Consider the following 20,002-nt stretch of genomic DNA (forward strand, 5'->3'; position numbering starts at 1 on the left):
CAAAGCACAACTATATATTATGTTTACAAGTGGATAGCTTCACCCTCCCGACTATCTTCCTCCTCTGGGCAAGTCTCGGCGTTTGTATGTTTTAAATCCGCCAATGCTTCTTGTAATGATCTTTGTCCTCGATGAATCACTAACTTATCATTTTCCTGTATTTGTTCATGCGGCAGAATTGTTTCTTTTAATCCCAATTGCTGCATGAAATCACTGGTAGATTCATGAATTTTTTCAGGTTCTGTGAAGTTGCGATTCATTTCCTCAAATGGTTTGTTTTCTTCAGTTGAATCGAATGACTCATGTTCATTCTTCATCGATGGAGGGATCTCTTTCTTTTCTGAGGTAGATTCTAGTTTTTCACTGCGTCCTTGCCACCATTTTTTTGCGATAGGGTAGGTCGCCCTTCCTAAAATATAGGCGCCGCCTGCTATGGCGCTAGCCGCCAAAATCCCTACCCCGACTGGTGGAGAAAATAATGACAAGACAACTCCAATCACCGTCAGAGAAGCCAGTCCAACACCGATTACTTTATCAACAAAACCAAGAGTACGGCGTTTAAGTTGTTTTTTCTCGATAACTGCTTTATGGCCATGCAATATTTGTAACTGAGCTTTAAGCGTATCAAATTCTTGCTGCATAACTATAACGCCGGCAGATAATGTTTTAATTTTCTCAACATCCCCTTCATCGAATGCCTGGCGCAAATGACTTTCTGTCTCTGAAGCTTCTTTCTGCAATGAACTCAACACTTTTCCCTTTTCAGCCAGCTCCTGCATGACTTTTATCAGTTCTTCCTGCAACTGAATTTTACGATAATAAAATTTACCTAAACTAAGCAGGCTTACACCTAAACCAAGAAATGCGCCAGCTAATGCAATAGGCATAGCAGCAACAGGAACAGCCAAAGCGGTGATGGCTAAGCCAATTAATGCCGACGCATAAAACCAGCGTGCATTTTTAGACAATGAGACAGGAATGGATTCACCCATCATCCAAGAGGAAAGATAAATAGCTGGTATACGTACAAAATCAATCACACCAAACACTAAGGCCGCTAGATGAAAACCACTTGATAAAGATTTTGCTGTGTGCTCCGTATGACGGAACACGCCTTCAATCTCACTCAAATGAGTCACTTCAACACCACTTTCAGCAATGTGATGTCCTATATCTGAAACCAATGGCAGCTGCCGCAAGTTTGTCAATACTTTGGAGCGTCGTTTTTGCGGCTCCGCCTTAAAATGAATGGGCTCTTGCATCTGTATTAATTGTTGCAGCAAGGCTTGTTGTTGGTCCTCTGACAGTGTTTTAGTCACCTAGACACCCCTGTCTTAAAAAAAATTACTATATAAGAAAATCTCATGTTGTTGAATAAGATAAAATAAACTTTTCAATAAAGCGATTGGGGTTTTTCGTAAGTCCTGCTATATTTTTCCATATCCTTTAACCAATAAATGAATCACTATGGCAAAGAAAGCGCTTTATTTAGCCGGAGGTGGGGCACGAGGTGCCTATCAAGCCGGCGTATTAAAAGCCATAGCCCAAATTTTGCAGGTAAAAACCCTGCCATTTGACATGGTAAGCGGTGTGAGTATTGGCAGCATCAATGCTTCGATCATCGCCCAACATGCCGATGATTTTCCGGCGGGCATTGAAAAACTTGAAACATTGTGGCGTGAAATTCGCTGTCAAAATATTTTTAACACCAGCAATTATGAATTAGGGAAATCTGTGGTCCGAAATATAAGCCACTTGATTATCAAGCAACGACAAACTGGGCATTTGCTGGATACAACACCGCTGCATACTTTCATTAATGAGAACATTAATTTTGCTGACATCAAAGCCAATATTGCCAATCATCATTTGGAAACCATGGAAGTCATCAGCAATTGTTATGAAACTCAACAAACCATTTCCTTTTATCAGCACAATGAGCCTGAATTTGACGACTGGCATTACCCACGCCATATCAGTCAACGGGTGGAAATAGACATGGAGCATATCCTGGCCTCAAGCGCCTTACCTCTTTTCTTCCCAACTGTTAAAATTAATGGATTTCATTACGGTGATGGCAGCATGGGACTGGTTGCACCTTTGCGTGGTGCGGTACGTTTTAACGTTGAAAAAATCCTCATTTTGGGGACCCGTCAGTTGCCCGTTTTCATGAACCCGGAAAAACTCCGGAATGGAGACATTGGATTTGCTCATATTTTGGGTAACATGTTAAATGGTCTTTTCCTTGATAATCTTGACCGTGATATTGAACTGGTCAATCGCATGAATGACATAGCGCGGCTATTGTCCATGTGGAAAAAACGCCACTCACCATGGCGGCCGATTGAAACGCTGCACCTGCGTCCCAGCGTTGACATTGCCGCCATCGCACAGGCCCAGTATCAAGCGATGCCAGGCTTACTGCGTTTTTTACTGAATGTTTTAGGCGCGCAGAGTCACTCTGGAGATTTATTAAGCTTTTTGCTTTTCGAAAAGGAATTTACGTGCGAATTAATCGACTTGGGGTATCATGATACTCTAGCATCGGAAGCAGCCATTCAGGCGTTCTTCAGTTAACCAATAGCTTATCAAGCGCGGTACAACGCCTTAAGAACCGCTAAGGCATCTGGCATCACATCATGCCAGATGAAATACGCTTCCGCAGCCTGCTCAACCAACATTCCTAATCCATCTGAGGCCAGGCAGCCTTGTTGCCGCGCCCAACCAACAAATGAAGTGTCGCCTTTTAATTGATAGGCCAAATCATAGCAAAAAGGTCGAGCCTTCATCACCAAGGGAGGAATCGGTAAATTCTGACCTTGCAAACTGGAAGACGTCGCATTAATAACCACATCATAAGGCGCGTTTAATTCAGCAAACTCGCAGCAATCTACCTGCGCAAATTCTTTTTTTAACGCTTCAGCTTTTGCCATTGTGCGATTAACCACGGTTAATTTTGCCGGATGCATCGACAATAAAGGAGCCAAAATACCTCTTGTCGCGCCACCAGCACCAATCACAAGAATCGACTTGTTTTCTAATGAGGTCAAACGGTACAAATCACGCAGCAAACCAATGCCATCCGTGTTATCCGCATGCAGCTTCCCCTGCCGCATCCATAAGGTATTGGCGGCTTCTGCCTGGCCGCAGCGCACCGTGATTTCTTCACTCATGGCAAAAGCACGCTGCTTACAGGGCAAGGTAATGTTTAATCCTTTGCCACCTTTGCGGAAAAACTCATGAACTTGTTGTTCAAAAGTCAACTCATCAATCAAAATGCGCTCATAAACCAACGTGTGGCCTGTTTGCTCGGCAAATTTTTGATGAATCATAGGCGATAGACTATGGCTAATGGGATTTCCCATAACCGCATAACGCTCAGGTAAAATAGGCTTATTGCGACTCAAGACTTTTACTCACCAGTTCACGGAGATCACGAGATAAATCCTTTGCTACCAGACATTCAAGCTGTTCTTTTATCAATCCTTGCCTTACCTCATCCAAACGTTGCCAACGCGTGAATGGGGTAGCAAGCCTGGCAGCAATCTGAGGATTCAAGCGATCCATTTTAAGCAGCATCTCACTTAAAAAAGCATAACCACTACCATCAGGCGCATGGAAATGTCGAGGGTTTCCCTGACAAAAAGCGCCTATCAGAGCACGAACTTTATTTGGATTTTTAATGTTAAACGCCGGATGAGACAATAATGCCTGTACCCTTGATAAAGTATCCGATAATTCACAAGTCGCCTGCAGTGCAAACCATTTATCTAATACAAGCTCCTCTTGCGCCCATTGATTATAAAATGTTTCAATCGCTTGCAAGCGTATCTTCTCTTGAGAACAGTTTATCAACAATGCAAGGCTTGCCACCTGATCCGTCATTGTTTGAGCACGAGAAAATTGCTGCTGACAAATTGGCAAACTTTCGTCCTCATTTGCTTTCATCATCAACCAAAGACAACTATTACGTAACTTGCGCCGTCCATAAGCAACGCCATGCATCGCATGATCTTCCTGCTGCCATAACGATTGATAATGTTCATGAGCTGCAGCAAAAAGATGGCTGCCCAATTGTGCACGAAAACAATCACGCACCGCTTCCACTCGACTCACATCAACGCGAGTTAAATAGGCAATGACGTCTTCAAAACCCGGCGGCATTAATAATTCAGCACGAAGAGCCATATCCAAGGAATCATCGTCCAAGACATGCTGATAGGCTGCTGTTAATTCGGCAGATAATTTCCATTCCTGCATACTTGCTTGATAAAAACAAGTTAGATGATTCAGCGCGAGACGTTGCGCCGCATTCCACTTGGCAAACCCATCCGTTTCATGCCGGAGTAACGCCATGAGTTCCTGCTCGGTTTGCTTAAACTGTAACGAAACCGGTGCGGAAAAATCACGCAGCAATGACACGAGAGGGGTGTCCTGCAGCCCATCAAAATGAAACGATTGTTTTTTCTCGCACAATTCTAAAACATCCTGTGCAAGCGGCAATGCATGCCCTTTTGCATCAAACAGCGCGATCCTTACAGGAATATGAAACGGTTTCTTATCCTGACACTCGGACGTAGGGCGACAAACCTGACTCAAGGTTAAAGTCAGTCTTCCCTGATGATAATCCGACTCAACGGTCACTTCTGGCGTTCCGGCTTGGCTATACCAGCGCTTGAACTGACTAAGATCAACCTCATTAGCATCTTCCATGGCCGCAACAAAATCATCAATCGTCACCGCCTGGCCATCATGGCGTTGAAAATATAAATCCATCCCGCGACGAAAACCTTCTTTACCAAGCAACGTCTGCTGCATGCGAATGACTTCTGCGCCTTTATTATATACCGTGGCTGTATAGAAGTTGTTGATTTCCTGGTAAGATTCTGGCCGTACAGGATGAGCCATAGCGCCTGCATCCTCAGGAAACTGAGTATTCCTTAATACCTTGACATCCATAATACGGTTTACATCACGAGAATTCATATCACGAGAAAATTCTTGATCACGAAAAACCGTCAACCCTTCTTTTAAACTCAACTGAAACCAGTCACGGCAAGTCACACGATTTCCTGTCCAATTATGAAAATATTCATGGCCAACCACACCTTCAATATCCGCATAATCCTGATCCGTTGCGGTATCTGGCCGCGCAAGAATGTATTTGGAATTAAAAATATTCAATCCTTTATTCTCCATGGCCCCCATGTTGAAATCACTGACAGCCACTATCATAAAAATATCCAGATCATATTCCCGGCCATATTCTTTCTCATCCCAACGCATGGCGTTTTTTAAAGAACGCATGGCATGCGCGCATTTATCTTCATTACCTGGCTCAACGTAAATACGCAAATCAACCGTTTTACCAGAAGAGGTCACGAATTGATCGGTGATGGCCACAAGGTTGCCCGCCACCAATGCAAATAAATAAGACGGTTTTTTGAAAGGGTCCTGCCATACGGTCCAGTGCCGCCCACCCTCTTCTTCACCCGAGTCAATCAAATTACCATTCGCAAGCAACACAGGATACGCTTCTTTATCCGCACAAATACGCGTCGTATAAACGCTTAACACATCCGGCCTATCTGGGAAAAACGTCATTCGGCGAAACCCCTCCGCCTCACATTGAGTACAAAACAGCCGATGCGTTCGATAGAGGCCGGATAACTTGGTATTATTCTGAGGATAAATACGGGTCGCAATGGTTAAAGTGAACGCATCCGGACAGGATTCAATGACAATATCTTGCTCAACAAATTGGTAAGCGCCTTTATCCAAGGTACGGCCATCAAGTTTGACCTCCACAAGTTCCAACTCATCTCCATACAGGCGTAAAGCACCTTGCCGCAGACGCTTTAATTGCATGCGATTAATCACTACCGCATGATCGCCATATAAATCAAACTCTAAATCCACCTTCTCTACAGCAAACGCATAGGGCTGGTAATCTTTCCGATAAATGGTAGTCTCTGGCATGCGCTTAACTCCTGTTGATTAATTATTAATCGACATTTTCGCTTCGCAAAACGAATTGTCAACAACCCCTAGTAGAAAATCTAAAGAAATAGGGAAAAAGGCCGACATCCCTCATATAAACTCGGTAATGCACTATACTGTAAGTAAATGATAGGTTTACTGTTTTAGCAATAAACCCCCAAAGAAAAAAACTGTGCTTAAAAAAATAAGGAATCATCGCTTCACTTGTTGTAAACATGGAAAAACGCTTGAAAATAAAGCATTTAACACTTATGAAGTTTTTTATGATACTGTGTTTTTCTCAGGGATAAGTGATAAGGGGATGTTATGAATACACAAGATTTTTTAGCCAATTATACCCGCCGCTTTGTTGATAATAAAGAAGAGGAAATGTCTCTGAATGACTATTTAGAGCTATGCAGCAACGACCCATCCGCCTACGCCAATCCCGCTGAACGCCTGTTAATGGCCATTGGTGAGCCCGAACTGGTGGATACTCGCCATGATCCCGTTTTATCACGTATTTTTTCTAATAAAGTCATTCCACGTTACGAAGTCTTTAGTGATTTCTATGGCATGGAAGAGCCTATTGAACAAATTGTCGGTTTCCTTAAACATGCAGCCCAGGGTTTGGAAGAAACCAAACAAGTGTTGTATTTACTGGGTCCCGTCGGCGGTGGAAAATCATCACTTGCAGAAAAATTGAAAGATTTGATGCAAAAAGTTCCTTTTTATGCCATTAAAGGATCACCCGTATTCGACTCCCCTTTATCTTTATTTGATCCTGCCGAAGACGGTGAATTACTGTTTGAACGTTTTGGCATTCCCAAGCGCTGTCTCCGTTACGTCATGTCACCTTGGGCCATCAAAAGGCTGCATGAATATAATGGCGATATTAATCAATTCCGGGTCATTAAAGTTAAACCTTCACGTATCAAGCAAATTGCAGTGGCCAAAACAGAACCAGGAGATGAAAACAATCAGGACATTTCTTCCTTAGTCGGTAAGGTAGATATTCGTAAATTAGAAGAATTCTCTCAGGATGATCCAGACGCTTACAGTTATTCAGGCGGATTATGCCGTGCCAATCGTGGTTTACTTGAATTTGTGGAAATGTTCAAGGCGCCTATTAAAGTCTTACACCCCTTATTAACTGCAACTCAAGAAGGAAATTACAATCCTACTGAAGGTCTATCGGCCATTCCGTTTGAAGGGATCATTCTTGCTCATTCCAATGAGGCAGAATGGCAATCGTTTCGCAATAATAAAAATAACGAAGCCTTTATTGATCGCATCAATATTGTCAAAGTACCTTATTGTTTAAGAGTCTCGGAAGAAATCAAAATCTATCGCAAACTCATTGATAACAGTTCGCTCATGAAAGCACCGTGTGCGCCAGGAACCCTGGATATGCTGGCCCAGTTTTCCGTACTCACACGCTTGAAAGAACCACAAAACTCAAGCATTTACTCCAAATTACGCGTTTACAATGGCGAAAGCCTGAAAGACACAGACCCTAAAGCGAAATCCTATCAAGAGTACCGTGATTTTGCTGGGGTTGATGAAGGGATGAATGGTATATCCACTCGTTTTGCATTTAAAATTCTCTCCAAAGTGTTCAACTTTGACCATTCGGAAATTGCTGCAAACCCCGTGCATTTGTTGTATGTTTTGGAACGCCAGATTGAGCAAGAACAGTTTCCCCAGGAATCGCACGAAAAATACCTGGCCTTTCTTAAGGAGTTTTTATCGCCTAAATACGTGGAATTCATTGGTAAAGAAATTCAAACCGCTTATTTGGAATCCTATTCTGAATACGGACAGAATATTTTTGACCGCTACATCACCTACGCCGATTTTTGGATTCAAGATCAAGATTACCGCGACCCAGACACGGGCGAAATTTTTGACCGCAGCGCACTCAATCTGGAATTGGAGAAAATTGAAAAACCCGCGGGCATTTCAAATCCTAAGGACTTTCGCAATGAAGTGGTGAACTTTGTTTTGCGAGCGCGAGCCAATAACAGCGGTCATAATCCAAAATGGAACAGTTATGAAAAATTACGGACGGTTATAGAGAAAAAAATGTTCACCAACACCGAGGACTTACTTCCTGTCATTTCCTTTAATGCCAAGGCCTCGGAAGAAGATCGCAAAAAACACGAGGAATTTATTGCCCGCATGGTGGATAAAGGCTATACGCCCAAACAAGTGCGATTACTCTCTGAATGGTATTTGCGAGTGCGCAAATCACAATAAAGGGTAAGCAATCATGAGCCAATTGATTGACCGACGACAAAATGCAGGCAAAAAAAGCACCGTCAATCGTCAGCGTTTTTTGCGTCGTTACAAAAGCCATATCAAACGTGCCGTATCCGATGCCGTAGGACGGCGCAGCATCACTGAAATTGATCAAGGCGAACAAATTTCTATTCCTGCCAAAGACATATCGGAACCACGTTTCCATCATGGTCGCGGCGGGCAGGTGGAGCGAGTTTTACCGGGTAATGATGAATTTAGCACCGGTGATAGGATCAAACGCCCTTCAGGTGGTGGTGGCGGTAGCGGCGGCAGCCAAGCCAGTGATCGCGGCGAGGGAGAAGATGATTTTGTCTTTCAATTAACTCGTGAAGAATTTCTGGAATTATATTTTGAAGATTTGGAACTTCCTGATTTAGTCAAGAAAGAACTCGCGCGTATTAATACCTTTAAATCCATACGGGCAGGCATCACCAGCAGCGGCACACCAACCAATATCAATATACTGCGCTCCATGCGTCAGGCAACAGCGCGGCGAATTGCTTTAGCTTCATCGTACAAACGTCAACTGCGTCTTGCAGAAGAAGAACTCACAAGACTGCAAAATTCCACGCATGCTGAACAATTGGATATCTTGCGCCTGCAACGCGATATTGAATTTCTTAAAAAGAAAATTAACGCCGTTCCTTTCATTGATACCCTGGATTTACGTTATAACAACCGAATACGGGTACCTGCACCGTCCACGCAAGCCGTCATGTTTTGCATCATGGACGTTTCGGGCTCGATGGATGAGCCTAAAAAAGACATTGCCAAACGCTTCTTTATATTGCTTTATCTTTTTCTCACCAGAAATTATGAAAAAATTGAATTGGTTTTTATCCGCCATCATACGTCAGCCAAAGAAGTCAATGAGGAAGACTTTTTCTACTCCCGCGAAACCGGCGGTACAGTTGTGTCCAGCGCACTTGAATTATTAAGCAGCATCATTGAAGCACGTTATAGTCCTTCCGCCTGGAATATTTACGTTGCCCAAGCGTCCGATGGCGACAATTGGAATGCCGACTCGCCTTATTGCCTGGAGTTACTGCAGGAAAAAATCATGCCTTTACTGCAGTATTTCGCCTACATTGAAATCATGCCCCGCCATCATCAAAGCCTATGGGAAGTCTATCAGCAGATACGTAAACAATATTCCAATTTTGCCATGGAAAATATTGATGACGTTGCTGATATTTATCCGGTATTTCGTGAATTATTTAAAAGGAAGACGGCATGAGAAAAAAACCGTTATCAACCGGCGCTGAGTGGACCTTTGACCTAATCCACGATTATGACCGTGAAATTGCGCGCATCGCTCAAGCATTCAAGTTGGATACTTACCCCAATCAAATTGAAGTCATTTCGGCGGAGCAAATGATGGATTGTTACGCTTCTGTCGGCATGCCCATCGGTTATCACCACTGGTCCTTCGGCAAGCATTTTGTTGGTGTGGAAAAAAGTTACCAACGAGGAGAAATGGGACTGGCCTATGAGCTGGTCATTAATTCTAATCCTTGCATCTCCTATTTAATGGAAGAAAATACCATAGCCATGCAGGCTCTGGTCATCGCGCATGCCTGTTATGGGCACAACTCTTTTTTTAAAAACAATTACCTGTTCAAAATGTGGACCTCAGCCGATGCCATCATCGACTACCTGGTCTTTGCCAGACACTACATCAGTGAATGCGAAGAACGCCACGGCATCGATGAAGTAGAGTCTGTTTTAGACGCTTGCCATGCTTTGATGAATTATGGGGTGGATCGCTACAAACATCCAACGACGTTATCCATTCAAGAAGAAAAAATCCGCCAACAAAACCGGGAAATGTATTTACAATCGCAAGTCAACGAATTATGGCGCACCATCCCTAAAAGCAAAGAAATTGCGCAAGACTGCTCGCAGCAGCGTTTTCCTGCAGAACCACAGGAAAATATCCTCTATTTCATCGAAAAAAACGCTCCCCTGCTCAAGCCTTGGCAACGAGAAATCGTGCGGATTGTGCGCAAGATTGCTCAATATTTTTATCCGCAAGGTCAAACCAAGGTTATGAATGAAGGCTGGGCCTGTTTTTGGCATTATACCTTACTGCACGCGCTGTATGATGAAGGGTTGGTGACGGATGAATTCATGCTGGAAATATTACAAAACCATACCAACGTCATCATGCAACCCTCTTACAATAGTCCTTATTATTCAGGAATCAATCCCTATACCTTAGGCTATCATATGATGCAAGACATCAAACGCATCTGCGAAAACCCCACAGAAGAAGATAAACAATGGTTTCCGCACTTAGCCAACAGCGATTGGTTAACAAGCCTTGATGCGGCCATGCGCAATTTCAAAGACGAAAGTTTTATTGCCCAATATTTATCACCGCGGATTATCCGTGAGCTGAAATTATTTCATATCCTGGATGACGACCGCCATCCAGAGCTCATTGTCGGCGCCATTCACAATGAACAAGGCTACCAACTGATTCGTGAAGCTTTATCCAGACAGTATAATCTTGGCAATCTGGAACCAAACATTCAGGTTTATTCGGTGAATATGGAAGGCGACCGGACTCTGACCTTACAATATACGCAACAAAACCGGATTCCTTTGGGAAATGCAACCCAGGAAGTATTGAAACATTTGCATACGCTATGGAAATTCCCCATCACCCTGCAAACCATCGATGCCAGCGGCCAAGTGATTGCCGAACACCACTGCCCACCACCAGCCGTCGATAACCCATCTGAACAGGATTAAAATTAGACAGCTACCGCTTTCCTCCTTTATAAGCGCATTGCATAAGTCAACATGCAAACGTTCATCCCATAAAAACAGCTCAAATATATAACAAAAAGCGCCAACCTTACACTTTCTTAACAAAATTCTTCATATTCCCTTAAGCTTCAATGACTAAACTAAGGACATACAAACCACTAAAAGGAAACTATCATGTCCAAAATCAAACAACAGCGTAGAGACGCTTATCAGGCACACTTACGTATAAGAGATGAAATAATACAAAATCTCAAAGCAAAACTTGAACATGAAGGCCCTATCGAAAAGCCCTTACCTTTTAAAGAAATTAATGCAATTATCCAAGATAAACTTGGCATACATGCTGAAATAGAACTTGTTAGATCCGAACAAAAAAATAAAATTAGGGACAAGACCAAAGAAATTGTTACGCTTTGTATCAGCTTAAGCGAACGCTATGCCGAACAACAACGTGTTGCCGAAGAACGCAACCTTGTTGCAGAAAAACGCACGGAAGTAGTCATGAGTAAAATCGATGCGGCCTTAGGTCAACTGCAAACCATGATCGCTTCACTACCACAAGATTCCGGTAGAAAACGCTCTATTCATGATGCCGCTCAAGCTATATATGCTCAGTTAAATACAGCAGCAACAGAGTACCGGAAAGCTCCTTTAGACAATGCTCACATAGCTGGTTTTAAAACAGCATGTGAAAGCGCCATTAATGAAGCATTAGAAGGGGATGTGGCCAAAGCACCTACGGTCCTTCAAGCAATTAAGAACGCTGTCCTGAAGTGTTTGAATGCGGTAATTGGTCTTTTTACCAGCAATCAAGATCGCATGTTTAAAACCGATACCCCTGTCGTCACTGCACTCAAAGGCTTAAGGGATGATATAAACAAAGGCAAATTAACGACGCCTGACGTTGAACCCGAAAGTCCTCGACCAGAACTATAAGCAAAACTTGGTTTCAACCCGCCCATCCTCCCTCGGATGGGCTATTCTCCATCTGTAGCCTGGATAGCGCACTATCCAGGGCTCATAAGCTCCATACTAGAAACCCGGTTACCGCTTTGTATAGTAACCAGGCTACGGCCCAGATATTTCTTCCCAAATAAATCATCCTTGAGCATCATATTTGCTTTTATATTTAACAATAGGATTATTTAAATACTAACAAATACAAAATACTTACACATAATTTAAATTTATGTTACCATCGCTTGCCGTTATTTATGTACCGATTAAATATAGAGGAAGCAATCATGCCAAAGCCAATCTTGGGTCAAGAAGCATTTAAAGCACATGTAAGAGTAAAAGAAGCTACGATCAGAAAGCTTGCAGAAAGCGCTTCAAGTATGGAAAAAATTACGGAGGAGCCTAAAAAATTCGTAGCGGTTATGCAAAGAATCAAGGAGGAACTTGGCGAGGATGCTACTGGAACATTTGCTGATGAAGGCCATCAGACTCAAGTTAACGCATTAAATAGAAGAATTGCCGAGCTATGTATTCAATTGGATCAACGTTACAAAGAGCAACAACGCGCTGAAGCCGAAGCCCGTGAACGTGCCGAAGCCGAAGCCCGTGAACGCGCCGAAGCTGAAGCTCGTGAACGCGCCGAAGCTGAAGCTCGTGAACGCACCGAAAGCAAAGCTAAAGCACCCGTTCAAGCGGCGTTAGGTGCGCTTGCTGCCAATGTTTTGGACTTAGAAGACAAGATTGCACAACATTCACGCTACCGTTCGATCCACACTGCTGCGAATGATTTGCTTGCCGAACTGCAAGGTTACGCTGAAACGTTTTACCTAAACCCCTTGGATAAAGACACGCGGGCAACCTTCCAACGACAATGCGTAGAAGCCGTCGATGCTGCGAAACAAGGTGATTTGGCCAAAGAACCAAAACTCATACAATGCTTCATTAATTTCCTGAAATCCATCGCCAATGGTTTTGGCTTTGCCATCACACTTGGCCGCAACAGCAATCTCTTTTTTGCGCCTCCGGCTAAAACAGCCGCCGTTGCTATGGTGGAAGACATTCAAGCACAAATTAACACTGGCTTAAATGAAGAAGCGGTGAGTGGAGACGCTGCATTAGCCTTGTAAAGCAGCCATTTCCTGCAACACTTTTTCGGCATTCCCGCCCCACACGCGGGAATGCGTCTTATTCTAATCACCTACGCATCTTCAATCTAGTCAATTCACTCTCAAGAATTCTGGTTAAAACGATCTTCCTACCAAGATTTAAATTCAAGCCAAAAGTTATTGATAATCATTTTCATTTGGTATAAGGTATCAATCCTGTTGCCCGTCTGCCTGAATCATCATGAATTCATTATCCAAAAAACGCTTAAAAAAACTTCCTTATTACCTTGCCTTGCTGCTGCTGACGACCGGCGCCAGTCTGATTATTGGATTCTTAAGTTTCGGTGGCATGTACGCCTTATGGCCGGTACTTCCTCTGGCTTTCGCCACGTTTGGGCTTTCTGTGGCTTATGAAGGTGAAATTTATCTGCAAAACATCAAGGGCGCTCTGAATAAATTATTCAAGCATCAACATCTGGAACGCCAACTAGCCAAAGAGTACTTGCTCGAACAGTTCCCTGATACAACGTCTGAGGATTGCCCTCAGTTTTTCAAAGATTATGAAGTGCAACTGAACTTACTTCATGCATTCGGGCACCATCGTCTGGATAAAGCAAGTCTGGTACGAAAAAAACAGGTAGAGAAAACGCTGCGCGACATGGAAAAGTGGTTTGCAGCGCAATTGTTTGCCCAACATAACGATGAGAAAGAATTAACGGCTTATGAACTCGAACTGCGTAACTGGCTTGCCCACCATGAACAGGAAAAATGGCTGGCGAAACGCAACCAACGCCAAAACACCTATCTAGGCGTAAAGCTTTTTAGTGGTCTTGCTGGACTATTCATGGGGTTAGGCACGACTTATCTTTTGGTTGAAGCCTTTTCCACCATTCCCTTCATAGCAGCCATCTCATTTACCGCCTGGCCACTCTTCATTGTTCCTATGGCCATCGTTGCCGGCTCTGCTTATGCCTTGCTGACTTACAATGCCGTGACCGACATGATAGCCAACGACACCCTGCGTAAGTGGTATAGAAAAATTCGTGACGATTTAAGTCATGGCTTAAGCATACGCAACGTATTCATAGCGTCTATGGCGGTGGTACTTGTTGCCTTAGCACTTGCATTAACCATTTGCACCGCCGGCACCTGGTGGACAGTCGCCAAAGAAGCCCGCCCGCTTTTTACCTGGATGGGCAGAATGCCTGGATTTATTATGGGGGTTATCAATCCTCTCATCACCGGCTTATCGGCTGTGGTTTTTAACTTGCAAAACACCAGCGAATCACTGGAAATGATTGATGACGTTACCCGCACGAAAGGTAATGTCTTCTCTCGTATGTGGAATGGTATTAAGCATGGTTTTAATTACTTACAACAGCATGAAAACTGGCTGCAACGTCTTAACCCTTTCCGACTGTTATTAAAAATCACCTTAACACCCTTGCGCATTCTGTTGTTTTTTGGACATTTGATAAGCATTGGCGTCACCTCCGATCGCGTGCCCGGCATACCACAAATCGTTTCTGCACTGTTAGGCATCATCAGCGAAGGTTTTGAAGACGCTCATTATTTTGTTAGTCAGGATCATGATGACCATGAGCATCATGACGCGCATGAACACACCAAGTCTTTATTGCAGGAACGATTGGGTGAAGAACATGGCCATAACCATGATGCGGACCTGCCGACCCGTTTTCTTAAATTACTGTTCTCTCCGATTTATTTTCTAGCCGCCAGCTGGGATTATTTAACCAGCAAAATGAATCAGGCACCACGGCAATCCATTACCTTTGTCCGTGCCTGGGAAAAACAAATGGGACTTCAGGAAGAAAAAACCATAACACTTCCGGATGATGCATCACGCCCATCTTCCGCCTGGACGATTGAACACGCCCTCTATCGCATAGAACGACATAAGGAAAAGCAATTACAAGGTACATGGGTTGGCCAAGACATTGCTCAGGAAAAAAGCAAGCAACTAACCCAATTGCAACAGGATATACGGCGATTAGATACCAGCGATAAAACGGCCGTAAGCATCCGGCTAGTCGCCGAGAAAAAATGCGATGTTTATCATAAACACCGCTTCTTCAATTCCGGTCCTACAAGCACGGCTGCCTTCATAGAAGAATTGCCGCAAAGAATCGCCAGTCCCACAGCTTGATGACGCAACGCCATATCCGACCTGGTTATCGCTGTGCGTTAACCAGGCCCGATTAAGCTAATAAACTTTTTATTCCCGCCAGATGAGATTTCGCCAGAGCTTTTGATTTAGCCTCATTACGATCGCCGGCACGTCCAAACCACTCCAGGCTATCTTGTGGTAATTCATCTAAAAAACGGCTGGGAAGGCAATCCTGCAGCTCCCCTCCACGTCTTCTTTGCTTCGCAAGCGATAAACATAATCCCTTTTGCGCACGTGTAATCCCCACATAGGCCAGACGACGTTCTTCCTCAATTTGATCGTCATCAATACTGACACGATGCGGCAGCAATTCTTCTTCCATGCCAACTAAATAAACATAAGGAAACTCTAGGCCTTTTGAGGCATGCAGCGTCATCAGTTGCAAGGTATTGCCATCGTACTCCTCTGTTTGCTCCAGAATATCAATTAAAATCAATTTGTTTATCACATCGGTCAATTGACCATTTGATTCCTGATTCAACAATCGCTCCACCCATTCCAGCAACTCCCAAATATTCTCCATTTTCTTTTGCGCTTTCATGGGTGTGTCGCATTGTTCGTAAATATAGGCCTCATAACCACTATCCTCAATCATCTCGCGCAACACAGCAGTGACAGTTCCCTGTTGGCAGCGAAGGCGGATAGATTCTAACCATTGTTTGAAATTCTGCAAGGCAGCGCGTGGTTGATCACTTACATATTCTGATAATGCCAAGTGATCACAACAGGCATAAAGACTTTGCTCTTGCGATTGCGCATAACGACCTAATGCCGAGAGCGTTGTCTCACCAATACCACGCTTAGGCGTATTAATCACCCGTAAAAAAGCAGCATCATCCGCTGTATTATTTAATAACTTCAAATAAGCAAAGACATCCTTAATTTCGGTGCGGGCAAACCACGACTGACCACCGCTGATGTGATACGGAATGCTATGATGGCGCAATACTTTTTCAAACACTCGGGATTGGTGATTACCGCGATATAAAATAGCGTAATCCCCATAAGACTTCCCGACACGTAACTTATGACTGATGAGATCGGCGATGATTTGCTCCGCCTCATCCTGCTCATCTTTACAACACAGAACACGAATTAAATCACCATGCCCTAGTTCGCTCCATAATTTTTTGATAAACAAATGCGAATTATTGGCGATTAAATGATTTGCCGCATTTAAAATACGTATGGTTGAGCGGTAATTTTGTTCAAGCTTAATAAATTTTAGCTGTGGATAATCTTTTTGCAATTGTGCCAGATTTTCAGGACGAGCGCCCCGCCAGGCATAAATGGATTGATCATCATCGCCCACTACCGTAAAACGAGCCCGTTCTCCCACTAATAATTTTACTAAGGCATATTGGCAAGCATTGGAATCCTGATATTCATCAATCAACAAATGACGAATCTTATTTTGCCAGTGTTCCCGACTATCCGCATGTTGCGTCAGCAAAAAAACGGGCAGACGAATCAAATCATCAAAATCAACGGCATTATAAGCTTGTAGTGATTGTTGATATAGCGGGTAAAGTGATGCGGCCTCTGCAACTAATGGATCTTCGCTCCCTCCTGGATACACCTTATTAGGGGCCAACAATTCATTTTTCCAACGGGAAATCTGCTGTTGTAATCTTAATAAATCGTCGCGTTGATTTGCTCTTGACGCCGGGAGCAAACTACGGAGTACTTGTAAACAATCTTCCTGATCAAAAATGCTAAACCCCGGCTTAAGACCACAATGGTTTGCCTCGCGTTTAACGATGGTTAATCCCAGGGTATGAAACGTCGCTATCTTCAAACCACGGCGAGTGATAGCAGGAAGCGTGGAGGCAACACGCTCACGCATTTCATTCGCCGCCTTATTGGTGAAGGTAACGGCAAAAACGTTGTGAGCGGCATAACCACATTCCTCAATCAGGTAAGCAATTTTTTGGGTAATCACCCGGGTTTTGCCGCTGCCTGCGCCGGCAAGCACCAGTAAAGGTCCGTCAATGTATTTAACCGCCGCCATTTGTTGCGGATTAAGCATGTGGAAATACTCGTGCAAAAAAAGAGCATTATTATGCCATGTAAACCAGGGCAGGAAAATCTTGTTTCATACAGCAGAAAAAAATTATGCTAGAATCGCATCTTTTTGATTGAATGTACATCTCAATGAACGAAACGGATACCTTACAACGCTTCTTGTTTGAACACGCCAATATTCGCGGCGAAATCGTTCATCTACATGAAACTTACAAAACCATTATGAGCCAACACCCCTATCCGCCACAGGTCAAAAGCCTTCTGGGTGAAGCATTGGTTTCCTGTATTTTATTGACTGCCAGCATTAAATTTGAGGGGGAAGTAAGTCTACAGTTTCATGGCGATCAACGCCTGTCGCTGCTTGTCGTCCAATGCGATCATCAATTGCAAGTCCGGGCATTTGCCAAGTACCAGGAGAATGAGCATGCCGTAGACTATCATGAAGCCTTTTTACAAGGGAAAATGGTATTAACCATTAATCAATACCAGCAAACGCAAACCTATCAAAGTGTGGTGCCCATTCGTTCTACCTCGATGAGCGAAAATCTCATGCATTATTTTGCCCAGTCAGAACAGGTATCGACGCGTGTCTGGCTGGCTGCTGACGACCATCAGGCAGCCGGCATGCTGCTGCAGCTCATGCCGGGCCAGGATACCTTACAACGCGAACAATTTTGGGAGTATGCCGTTCAACTTGGACAAACCATTACCGAAAAAGAATTATTTACATTGGATAATCCCACGATTTTACATCGTTTGTATCATGAAACTGAGCTGCGCTTATATCCGGCGCGAGCCATACAATTTCATTGCCGTTGCAGTGCCGAAAAAATGAAAGAAGTACTCAAAATTTTAGGAGAAGAAGATTTAAAGCAGCTGTTAGCTGAAAAAGGTAGTGTTGAAATCAGCTGTGATTTTTGTAATAAAAGTTACGCTTTTGATGCCATTGATGTCACCATGCTCTTTCGTTAATAGGGAAATAAGCAATCTGACCTCATCAAAGATGCTCTAGATTGCCGGAACTGGAATCGCGTCTAAATGTTTTTCCAACTCATTCACTTTGCTTATGGAATTGGTTTCGCTGAAAAATAAAAACCGGCCATTCACTGCCAAATTGATCAACCCGGCAGCAAGATAACCCATGCCCATACCCAAAACAGCAAACCCAATATTGGCCAAAATGTAATTGTAATCCCGATGTTTTTCCAACTCTGGCCGTGCCACCTTAATTGCAGCGTCGCAAGTTCGTTTAAATATTTGATAGGTTGCAGCATTTTTATTTTGTCGATAGGCTGCCATTGCATTGCTAAGGTCTGTGTGAAGGGCTCTGGCATTATGAGCAGCCAACTCATAAGTAGCACGATCTCTTTCAGCCTTATGTTCAAGCTCGCTTGCTTTCGTATGTAAGATAAGCAATTGATCCATAAATTTTTGTTCTGCGGGATCTGCCACAACATTGGCTTGACGATACGCTTCCAGGCAGTGTGCTTTTTCTTCCGTCGACAGGATGTTACGGTCAACAAATACCGTCAAAACCTGACGAAATTTTGCCTCATCAATCGGTGCTCGAAATTGCGCATGCATATGCGTTTCATCCCGGTCAAACGCATCTTGGTGGTATTGATCATGATCAGCGTCTTCCCGATGAATAAAACGGCGAATACCTAACTCTGTGGCACCATGGGTGTATGTAATGATTTGAAATTGCTCTGCTGTAAAATTCGTCACTTCGGCGTAGTAACAATCAATCTCTACAAACACCGGAAGCCCAAAGAGTGACGCGAGCTGTCTTGACTTGCCACCCGTTTTTTTAGGATACAAGGTGATGGTATCGTTGAATAAACTGATATTGACTTTTTCACAAAGATGAGTAAATGCTCGCATGTCAGACCTTGATTTGAAAAACCCAGGCCATTATAAGATTTAAAAATTAACAATTTATTAAGGTTTTTCACTGCATCGGCAAATCAACTGCGGCCAATATGCCACCATGAACATCAGCAATCTGTAAATAATTACCGCGCATGGCCTGCAGGATTTGCTTTAACATCATAAACTGCTTACTGAGCTGAAAATACAAATTGGCTGATTCATTATCCTGCAATTCACCAACGGTCATATAGGCGGCTTGCCCCATATCACTGAAGTAATCCAGACTGACATGACGCTTATTTGCCATACCGGGGAAAAGACCACAAAAGAGCAGGCTTTTATCACCAACATCACGAAGCAGCTCAACTTGGCGTTTGCCAGGAGAGTGCATGGATTCAAGAAAATCAAGCGCGAGGACCGATTCAAGTAATTGGGTAGTTTGAGAAAAACGCATTAACAAGAAGACCAAATAGCTTTCTGTGTTTTCATTAAGAACCAGACGCGTGGATGCTTGAGCCTCATTCACTAAAGCATGCCATTGGCTAGTGTCGGTGGGATGCAAAATTAATTTTTTCATAATTATCCACCTTTTTTCATTTAGCTTACTATTAGTGTAGCAAAGCTTGTGCCACATGAAAGGATTTTTATTACAAAACAGGCATGCTTCGTTGTATAATGGTAAATACATATACAAAAGTTCGTCCATACTGGCATAACGATTTGTTTGTTTTCTCATCATTCTCTCTTTTTGTAAAAGGATCAGGAGGATTTTAAACATCCCTCCCTGCCTCCCTTTAAG

Annotated in this window: 14 protein-coding genes; 8 read left to right on the top strand and 6 right to left on the bottom strand. The window is 43.4% G+C overall.

Going from position 1 to position 20,002, the window contains the following annotated elements; genetic code table 11:
• Window positions 1–23: 23 nt before the first annotated feature.
• Window positions 24–1,319 carry a hypothetical protein gene (locus E1O52_RS04910; RefSeq protein ID WP_133127592.1) on the bottom strand — a complete coding sequence of 432 codons (1,296 nt, stop codon included), beginning with the start codon at window positions 1,317–1,319 and terminating at the stop codon, window positions 24–26.
• 148 nt (window positions 1,320–1,467) lie between these two features.
• Here E1O52_RS04910 and E1O52_RS04915 point away from each other — a divergent pair, with 148 nt between their 5' ends.
• Window positions 1,468–2,577 carry a patatin-like phospholipase family protein gene (locus tag E1O52_RS04915; RefSeq protein WP_133127593.1) on the top strand — a complete coding sequence of 370 codons (1,110 nt, stop codon included), beginning with the start codon at window positions 1,468–1,470 and terminating at the stop codon, window positions 2,575–2,577.
• Between the two features lie 11 nt (window positions 2,578–2,588).
• Here the strand turns inward: E1O52_RS04915 and aroE are convergent, their stop codons facing one another.
• Together aroE and pepN are read right to left on the bottom strand one after the other, a co-directional pair.
• Window positions 2,589–3,407: a shikimate dehydrogenase gene (gene aroE, locus E1O52_RS04920; protein ID WP_278043925.1), complete on the bottom strand. Its 819-nt coding sequence runs from the start codon at window positions 3,405–3,407 to the stop codon at window positions 2,589–2,591.
• Window positions 3,394–5,979, bottom strand: a complete 2,586-nt coding sequence (gene pepN, locus E1O52_RS04925) for an aminopeptidase N (RefSeq protein WP_133127594.1) — start codon at window positions 5,977–5,979, stop codon at window positions 3,394–3,396. Before pepN ends, aroE begins: the two co-directional genes overlap by 14 nt.
• A 327-nt stretch (window positions 5,980–6,306) precedes the next feature.
• Between pepN and E1O52_RS04930 the strand changes: the two genes are divergently transcribed.
• From E1O52_RS04930 to E1O52_RS04955, 6 genes are all read left to right on the top strand, one after another.
• Window positions 6,307–8,238 carry a PrkA family serine protein kinase gene (locus E1O52_RS04930; protein WP_133127595.1) on the top strand — a complete coding sequence of 644 codons (1,932 nt, stop codon included), beginning with the start codon at window positions 6,307–6,309 and terminating at the stop codon, window positions 8,236–8,238.
• A gap of 13 nt (window positions 8,239–8,251) precedes the next feature.
• Window positions 8,252–9,517: a YeaH/YhbH family protein gene (locus tag E1O52_RS04935; RefSeq protein ID WP_133127596.1), complete on the top strand. Its 1,266-nt coding sequence runs from the start codon at window positions 8,252–8,254 to the stop codon at window positions 9,515–9,517.
• Window positions 9,514–11,037: a SpoVR family protein gene (locus E1O52_RS04940; protein ID WP_133127597.1), complete on the top strand. Its 1,524-nt coding sequence runs from the start codon at window positions 9,514–9,516 to the stop codon at window positions 11,035–11,037. Before E1O52_RS04935 ends, E1O52_RS04940 begins: the two co-directional genes overlap by 4 nt.
• Before the next feature lie 192 nt (window positions 11,038–11,229).
• Complete coding sequence (locus E1O52_RS04945; RefSeq protein WP_133127598.1) at window positions 11,230–11,991, top strand: hypothetical protein; 762 nt, start codon at window positions 11,230–11,232, stop codon at window positions 11,989–11,991.
• A gap of 308 nt (window positions 11,992–12,299) precedes the next feature.
• On the top strand, window positions 12,300–13,139 hold the full coding sequence (locus tag E1O52_RS04950; protein ID WP_133127599.1) for a hypothetical protein: 840 nt from the start codon (window positions 12,300–12,302) through the stop codon (window positions 13,137–13,139).
• Between the two features lie 220 nt (window positions 13,140–13,359).
• Window positions 13,360–15,285, top strand: coding sequence for a hypothetical protein (locus E1O52_RS04955; protein ID WP_133127600.1), 1,926 nt, complete (start codon window positions 13,360–13,362; stop codon window positions 15,283–15,285).
• 52 nt (window positions 15,286–15,337) lie between these two features.
• Here the strand turns inward: E1O52_RS04955 and E1O52_RS04960 are convergent, their stop codons facing one another.
• On the bottom strand, window positions 15,338–17,335 hold the full coding sequence (locus tag E1O52_RS04960) for a UvrD-helicase domain-containing protein (protein WP_133127601.1): 1,998 nt from the start codon (window positions 17,333–17,335) through the stop codon (window positions 15,338–15,340).
• A gap of 125 nt (window positions 17,336–17,460) precedes the next feature.
• Here E1O52_RS04960 and hslO point away from each other — a divergent pair, with 125 nt between their 5' ends.
• Window positions 17,461–18,303, top strand: coding sequence for an Hsp33 family molecular chaperone HslO (gene hslO / locus E1O52_RS04965; RefSeq protein ID WP_133127602.1), 843 nt, complete (start codon window positions 17,461–17,463; stop codon window positions 18,301–18,303).
• Window positions 18,304–18,339: 36 nt separating this feature from the next.
• On the opposite strand, the gene E1O52_RS04970 is transcribed toward hslO, so the two are convergent.
• Together E1O52_RS04970 and E1O52_RS04975 are read right to left on the bottom strand one after the other, a co-directional pair.
• Window positions 18,340–19,215, bottom strand: coding sequence for a hypothetical protein (locus tag E1O52_RS04970; RefSeq protein WP_133127603.1), 876 nt, complete (start codon window positions 19,213–19,215; stop codon window positions 18,340–18,342).
• A 67-nt stretch (window positions 19,216–19,282) separates the two neighbouring features.
• A complete protein-coding gene (locus tag E1O52_RS04975; RefSeq protein WP_133127604.1) occupies window positions 19,283–19,780 on the bottom strand; it encodes a hypothetical protein in 498 nt (165 codons plus the stop codon).
• Between the last annotated feature and the right edge of the window lie 222 nt (window positions 19,781–20,002).

Source organism: Legionella nagasakiensis (assembly GCF_900639915.1).
Classification (GTDB): Bacteria; Pseudomonadota; Gammaproteobacteria; order Legionellales; family Legionellaceae; genus Legionella_A; species Legionella_A nagasakiensis.